Consider the following 668-nt stretch of genomic DNA (forward strand, 5'->3'; position numbering starts at 1 on the left):
ATTCCACCGTATCCAAATCGACGCGCCAGTAGAAGCTGCCCGTGGAACTCAAATGCTGAGCCTCTCTCAGCCACGTTTCGCTGCGGCGCAAATTCGAATAGAGTTGCGCATTGTCCAGCCAAATAGCGGCCTGTGAGGCGAGGAAATCCAGCACCGAAACACGATCAGGAGTAAACGCGCGCGTGGTCAGATTGTTCTCCAGATAAAGTGCGCCAATTACCTTCTCTTGTTTGAAGATCGGCAGGCACAGTACCGATCTAGGTCGGTTGAGCGAAACGTACTCATCTTCGCTGTCGAGCCCTTCGGAAGACGCATCGTCCAAGACCAGACGCTCGCGCGTACGCAAAACGTAGTGAAGTGCCGAAGCCGGAAGATCAGATGGCGTGACCGCAACGCTTCGGACCAGAACCTCCACACTTCCCTGCGTCGTTGTTGCCTGCGCCTCGATGTGCGGTTCGTTGCCTTGCAGGAGAATGAGCAAGCCCCGCTCTGCTCCAGCGTGCTCGACTGCCAGGCGCATGAGCTTACCCAGCAAGGCCGGCAGGACCAACTCCGCCGATAGTGCCTGTGATGCGTTGTCGACCGCTTGGTCATCCATTTTCGCGAGCGGAGTGTCGACCATCCCGGCTGGCTCTTGTCTCACAGTGGCCGAGCTTAAGTTCGGGTAC

General features: G+C 57.3%; 1 protein-coding gene. It reads right to left on the bottom strand.

All coding sequences use genetic code 11. From position 1 onward, the window contains the following. Window positions 1-622: GAF domain-containing protein (locus tag EN914_RS37435; protein WP_206527352.1), on the bottom strand; the 622-nt coding region annotated here is incomplete at its 3' end. Between the last annotated feature and the right edge of the window lie 46 nt (window positions 623-668).

Origin of the sequence: Mesorhizobium sp. M7A.F.Ca.CA.001.08.2.1 (assembly GCF_003998455.1) — a bacterium.
GTDB lineage: Bacteria > Pseudomonadota > Alphaproteobacteria > Rhizobiales > Rhizobiaceae > Mesorhizobium > Mesorhizobium ciceri.